The organism is Candidatus Neomarinimicrobiota bacterium, from assembly GCA_018647265.1.
Taxonomy (GTDB): domain Bacteria; phylum Fidelibacterota; class Marinisomatia; order Marinisomatales; family TCS55; genus TCS55.
In genome coordinates this window covers 1-5061 of the sequence record JABGTK010000140.1, presented here as the reverse complement: position 1 = coordinate 5061, position 5061 = coordinate 1, and the positions used below count along the sequence as shown (strand labels likewise).

The window sequence follows — 5061 nt, the reverse complement described above, 5'->3', positions numbered from 1 at the left end:
GATTATAAGATTAGAAATAAGACATGGGATTTCGGTGAAAGTGTGGTCATACTCGAAGAAGGAAACGGTATTAATGTTTCCTGGCAAATTGATTTTAATTCACCCCAAGATATAGTTGTCACCCATCCCATTGGAGGCGATATATATTATATTGCTACAGATCGGCCTTTTAAAGCAGACGATATTTATGAGTTCCAAACGGTAGCTTCAATTATTGACCCTCAATTAGCTACTGATGCTTTGGAAGATATTCGCGTTGTCCCAAATCCATATGTTGTTACGAATGTTCTTGAACCATTGGATAGGCAAAACCCCAGAGATCGTGGTCCACGAAGAGTATATTTTGACAAACTCCCCCACGAATGTACGATTCGGATATATACCACCACGGGAGAATTGGTGAAAGAAATTTTACATTCATCCACTTTTGATGATGGGCAAGAAACATGGGATTTAACTACCAAAGATAATTTCCCCATCGCTTATGGTGTTTATATCTACCATGTGGATGCTGGAAAACTGGGTGAAAAAATTGGAAGGATGGCTGTCATAAAATGAAACGCTTCATCCTCCTCTTATTTTTATCCTCCCTCATCATAGCCCAATTGGACAATACGGAGTCCATCACAAAAACTGGTACCACTGCAGCTCAATTTCTGAAAATTGGTGTCGATGCCCGAGCATCTGCTATGGGAAATGCCTTCACAGCAATGAGAGGTAATATTAGTTCGATGTATTGGAATCCCGCAGGGTTGGCATCGATTGACCGGATGGAAACTATGTTTATGAACAGTGATTGGCTTGCTGGTATCAATTTTAATTATGCCGCTTTTGCCATCAATTTAAAACGCGTTGGGGTAATCGGTTTCAGCATGACCAGCCTGACAGTCCCAGAGGATTTGGTACGCACAGTAGAAAAGCCAAATGGAACTGGTGAATTCTTTGATGCCAGTGACTTGGCTATGACTATAAGTTATGCCAGAAAGTTAACAGACCAATTTTCTATTGGTGGTAACATCAAATATATCCGACAAAGTATTTGGCATGCTGCCGCAACTTCTATTGCTGCCGATCTTGGCGCATTATTTGTGACACCTTTCAACGGTATTCGCCTTGGAGCCAGTCTTTCTAATTATGGATCTGATATGAAAATGTCTGGGCGGGATCAAAAGTTCAGCGTGGACCCCGATCCTGATAATGGAGGGAATGTTGAATTTGTTAATGCATCCTATGAAACAGATGAATTTCCTTTACCACTTCTATTCCGGGTGGGTCTCTCGGGTGAAATTATACAAACAGAAAAAATGAGACTCAGCTTTGCCGTAGATGCTCTACACCCCAACGACAATGTGGAATGGGTAAATGCGGGGTTTGAATATGCCCTGGCAGAAACTTTCTTTTTAAGGGGTGGGATGACAACTTTATTCCGTGAGGATTCAGAAGAAGGACTCACATTTGGTGGCGGAATCAATTATAGGGTTGGAGGATCCGCAACAATGCTTAAAATAGATTATTCTTATTCCGCATTTGGACGATTAAAAAATGTCCAGCGCCTTGCACTAGGTTTAAGATTCTAGGATATTCTCTACACTAACCAATAATATTTGTCAGTTTCTTACCCAAAAAAGAAACGACACACATATACCGCACTTATTATACCCACTGCATCTGCAAAAAGTCCCGCCATTAATGCGTGCCTAGTTTTGCGAATCCCGACTGACCCAAAATAAACAGCTAAAACATAAAAGGTTGTTTCTGTGGATCCAAACATAGTGGCTCCAATTTTTGCTATAAGTGAATCTGGCCCATGCTGGTTTATCAAATCGGTCAAAAGTCCTAAAGAACCGCTTCCAGATAACGGACGCATCAATGCCAAGGGAAGGTTTTCTGGTGGAAATCCTATTAAAGATAAGACCGGTGATAAAAAATTGAGTAATAAATCCAATGCACCAGAAGCACGAAACATTCCAATAGCTACCAATATGGCTACAAGATATGGTATAATCCTTACAGCAATCGTGAAGCCATCTTTCGCTCCTTCCACAAAGGATTCATATACTTTTACTTTTTTAAAAGCCAATCCATAAAAGGGAATTCCAACTAGAAGAAATGGAATAATGTATTTAGAAAATTCATTAATTGTAGTCACAAATGAATCAATCATGCATCACCCCTGCTCACGATAGAAAAACGATTTCGTTTTTCCAAAAATTTAACAGCGACTACAGCGGCAATGGAGGACATAGTAGTTGCCACGATTGTGGTAATAAAAATTTGACTAGAGAATGATCCCATCAAGGCAACTACTGTTGCAGGCAAAATTAATTGAACACTTGATGTATTCAATGCCAAAAACATTGCCATCGCATTGGTTGCTGTTTCTTTACTTGGATTTAATTCCTGGAGTTCTTCCATGGCTTTAAGTCCAAGTGGTGTGGCAGCATTACCCAAACCTAATATATTAGCAGACATATTTAAAACGATTGATCCTATTGCAGGGTGATCTTCAGGTACATCAGGAAAAAGACGAATTGTGATAGGCCGTAATCCCTTAGCGATTATTCGAATCAATCCCGATTCTTCTGCAATTTTCATAATACCCAGCCAGAGGGCCATAATTCCAATTAAACCAATTGCCAAATTCACCGCAACTTTCGCCATATCAATTGCCGCTTGAGTTACAGCATCAATATTCCCAGTCATGGCGCCGACAACCACTCCAATCAGCATCATTCCAAACCAAATGTAATTCAGCATATTTTCCTTAATTAACGAATGAATTTAAAAAAGTTAATGTTGGTGAAACAGAATTTGCTTCCAATTTTACCACGGTCGAAAGGGGAAGTGTCACCTGATATTTCCCATGCCCACATGGGAAATTAGATATAATTGGAATTTCCAATTCGCCACAAACATCCATAACAATTTCATCCGTTGATTTTCCAAATGCTATGTTCTGTTCTTTCATGTCCTTTAACTCGCCAATTATTAAACCCTTTATATTACTAAACATTCCCGCCTCTTTCATATGAATCAACATTCGATCGAATGCATATTTATACTCACCAATATCTTCCAAAAATAAAATGCTACCACTTGTATTTAATTGATCATTTGTTCCAATACGATTTACAAGAAGACACATATTTCCTCCCCAAATAGGCCCTTCTGCTATTCCAGGGATTAATGTCCTCATCTGTAAATCAGGTGGCGATTGGATGGTTACGGACTCCTGACCAAATAAAGTTCTTTCTAATTGATTAAAATTATAATTAATCATTCCGTTTTTAAAAGAGGTAAGCATGGGACCATGAAAAGTTATAAGCCCAGTTTTTTGGGTGATTGATAGTAGCAAAGCAGTGATATCACTGTAACCCATAAATATTTTCGGATTCGCTTTGATGAGATCATAATCCAAAAGGGGCAAAACACGATTAGCACCATATCCACCACGAGCACAGATAATCGTATCTATATCGGGATTGGCAAACATGCCATTGATATCATTCGCCCGTTGAGCAGGTGTTCCTGCATAAGTATTCTCTTTTAAAAATACACTTTCACCCAAAATAAGATTATAACCCTTTTCATCAAAAACGGAAACGGCTGTTTTTAGGTCGGATTCATTCATCCATGAAGATGGGCTGACTATTCCAATAGTACTTTTTGGTCTTAGAGCTGGTGGTTTAATCAACTGATAAAATATTTTCTATTGATACAGAATGTAAATGTGTATTAAACAAATCTGCGTTAAAATTAATATCTGATTTATTAAATGATTCTTCTTTAACAAATCCTTGAGAATGAATATACTTCCCATTCTCATTTGCAATGGCTATATGAGAGACTTTTCCTTTAACACCAAAAAAATGTAAATCTCCCATCTTGGCTTTATTTTTATCTATTAAACTAGAGATAAAATAGTTTGATTGATCTTTTGAATCCCTCGGCAACATGATACCAAATGCATGAAAAACCGTTTGAATTAATCCGGAGCAATCAAATCCCTTGGGGGATTTTCCACCCCAAAGATATTGGCATCCTAAAAAATTTTGCGCAAGAATTAACAGAGATTCTCTATCAATTTTATTTGGAGTTTGTCTTGTTTTACATGAAGTCCAACCTATAAATCCGTCGGGTAATGTTACCTTTAAACAGTCCTTTAATTTTTCTGTTTTTAATTGGTTACCAAAAGTTAATTCTCTCATGGGAATGGTTAGACCTTTGTCTTGGTAAACTACATGATTCAGATCATCACAGATATTATTTGAATCATAAATTTTATTTGAGATAATGCCGTAAAACCGATTTATCCATCCTTCATATCCATCTTCCTGACGGATTTTAACCCATTTTGGTACTTCGTCCAAAATCAAGCATGATTCGCCCAACAACGCTTGGGTTAAAACGCTTGAATCAAAATCATTATTGCTGTACACATTGGCGACACAGACGTTAATTGTAAAATAAGAATTCATATTTTTTAATATTTGCTTACCGATAATTTATGAATTGAGTTATCCAAATAGGGATAGATTATTTACAATATTTTCTTTTTGGTTGAAAAATTAAATTACTGACTAATCCAGCCGATTATCTCATTTAAATTTTTGAATACCGGCGAACCAGTTTTTTTAAGTCTTTCTTGGCTCATATGGCCATTGGACACCAATACACAATCAGCGCCAATAATTTCAGCCACTTCATGATCGTGAATTGTGTCACCAATAAATAAAACTTCATGGGGACCATAATGCAATTCATCCACCCAGGCCTTGCCTGCTGCTTCCTTCCCTTCAGCATAATGGTTGTCCTGGCCTATAATCTTAATAAAATAATCCCGAATATCATGATACTGCAGAATGTCATCCAGCATGAATTGGCTGGCGGCAGAAAGCAAGGATTGGGTAAATCTACGGTTTTTAAAATACTGCAATGCTCTTTGCGACCCTCTATGCAAATTCGGTTCATGATGCCGCGCCATATAATCTTTTATAAACTCACTACCGGAAATGGAAAAGGGTTCTTTTTCAAAATCAAAACCTAGCTTAATATAATAGT

At 37.6% G+C, this 5061-nt stretch carries 7 protein-coding genes; 2 read left to right on the top strand and 5 right to left on the bottom strand.

Features of this window, described 5'->3' with window-relative positions:
- Positions 1-42: 42 nt before the first annotated feature.
- Positions 43-558 carry a hypothetical protein gene (locus HN459_08510; GenBank protein ID MBT3479488.1) on the top strand — a complete coding sequence of 172 codons (516 nt, stop codon included), beginning with the start codon at positions 43-45 and terminating at the stop codon, positions 556-558.
- Positions 555-1577: a PorV/PorQ family protein gene (locus tag HN459_08505; GenBank protein MBT3479487.1), complete on the top strand. Its 1023-nt coding sequence runs from the start codon at positions 555-557 to the stop codon at positions 1575-1577. Before HN459_08510 ends, HN459_08505 begins: the two co-directional genes overlap by 4 nt.
- A gap of 38 nt (positions 1578-1615) precedes the next feature.
- Here HN459_08505 and HN459_08500 read toward each other — a convergent pair whose 3' ends face one another.
- The 5 genes from HN459_08500 to HN459_08480 form a co-directional block, all read right to left on the bottom strand.
- Positions 1616-2164, bottom strand: a complete 549-nt coding sequence (locus HN459_08500) for a spore maturation protein (GenBank protein MBT3479486.1) — start codon at positions 2162-2164, stop codon at positions 1616-1618.
- Positions 2161-2757 carry a nucleoside recognition protein gene (locus tag HN459_08495; GenBank protein ID MBT3479485.1) on the bottom strand — a complete coding sequence of 199 codons (597 nt, stop codon included), beginning with the start codon at positions 2755-2757 and terminating at the stop codon, positions 2161-2163. Before HN459_08495 ends, HN459_08500 begins: the two co-directional genes overlap by 4 nt.
- A gap of 7 nt (positions 2758-2764) precedes the next feature.
- Positions 2765-3694 carry an LD-carboxypeptidase gene (locus HN459_08490; protein ID MBT3479484.1) on the bottom strand — a complete coding sequence of 310 codons (930 nt, stop codon included), beginning with the start codon at positions 3692-3694 and terminating at the stop codon, positions 2765-2767.
- The gene (locus HN459_08485; protein ID MBT3479483.1) at positions 3687-4478 is read right to left on the bottom strand and encodes a C40 family peptidase; all 792 of its coding nucleotides are present in this window, start codon (positions 4476-4478) and stop codon (positions 3687-3689) included. Before HN459_08485 ends, HN459_08490 begins: the two co-directional genes overlap by 8 nt.
- A 95-nt stretch (positions 4479-4573) precedes the next feature.
- The coding region (locus HN459_08480; protein MBT3479482.1) for an HAD family hydrolase at positions 4574-5061 on the bottom strand (488 nt) is incomplete at its 5' end.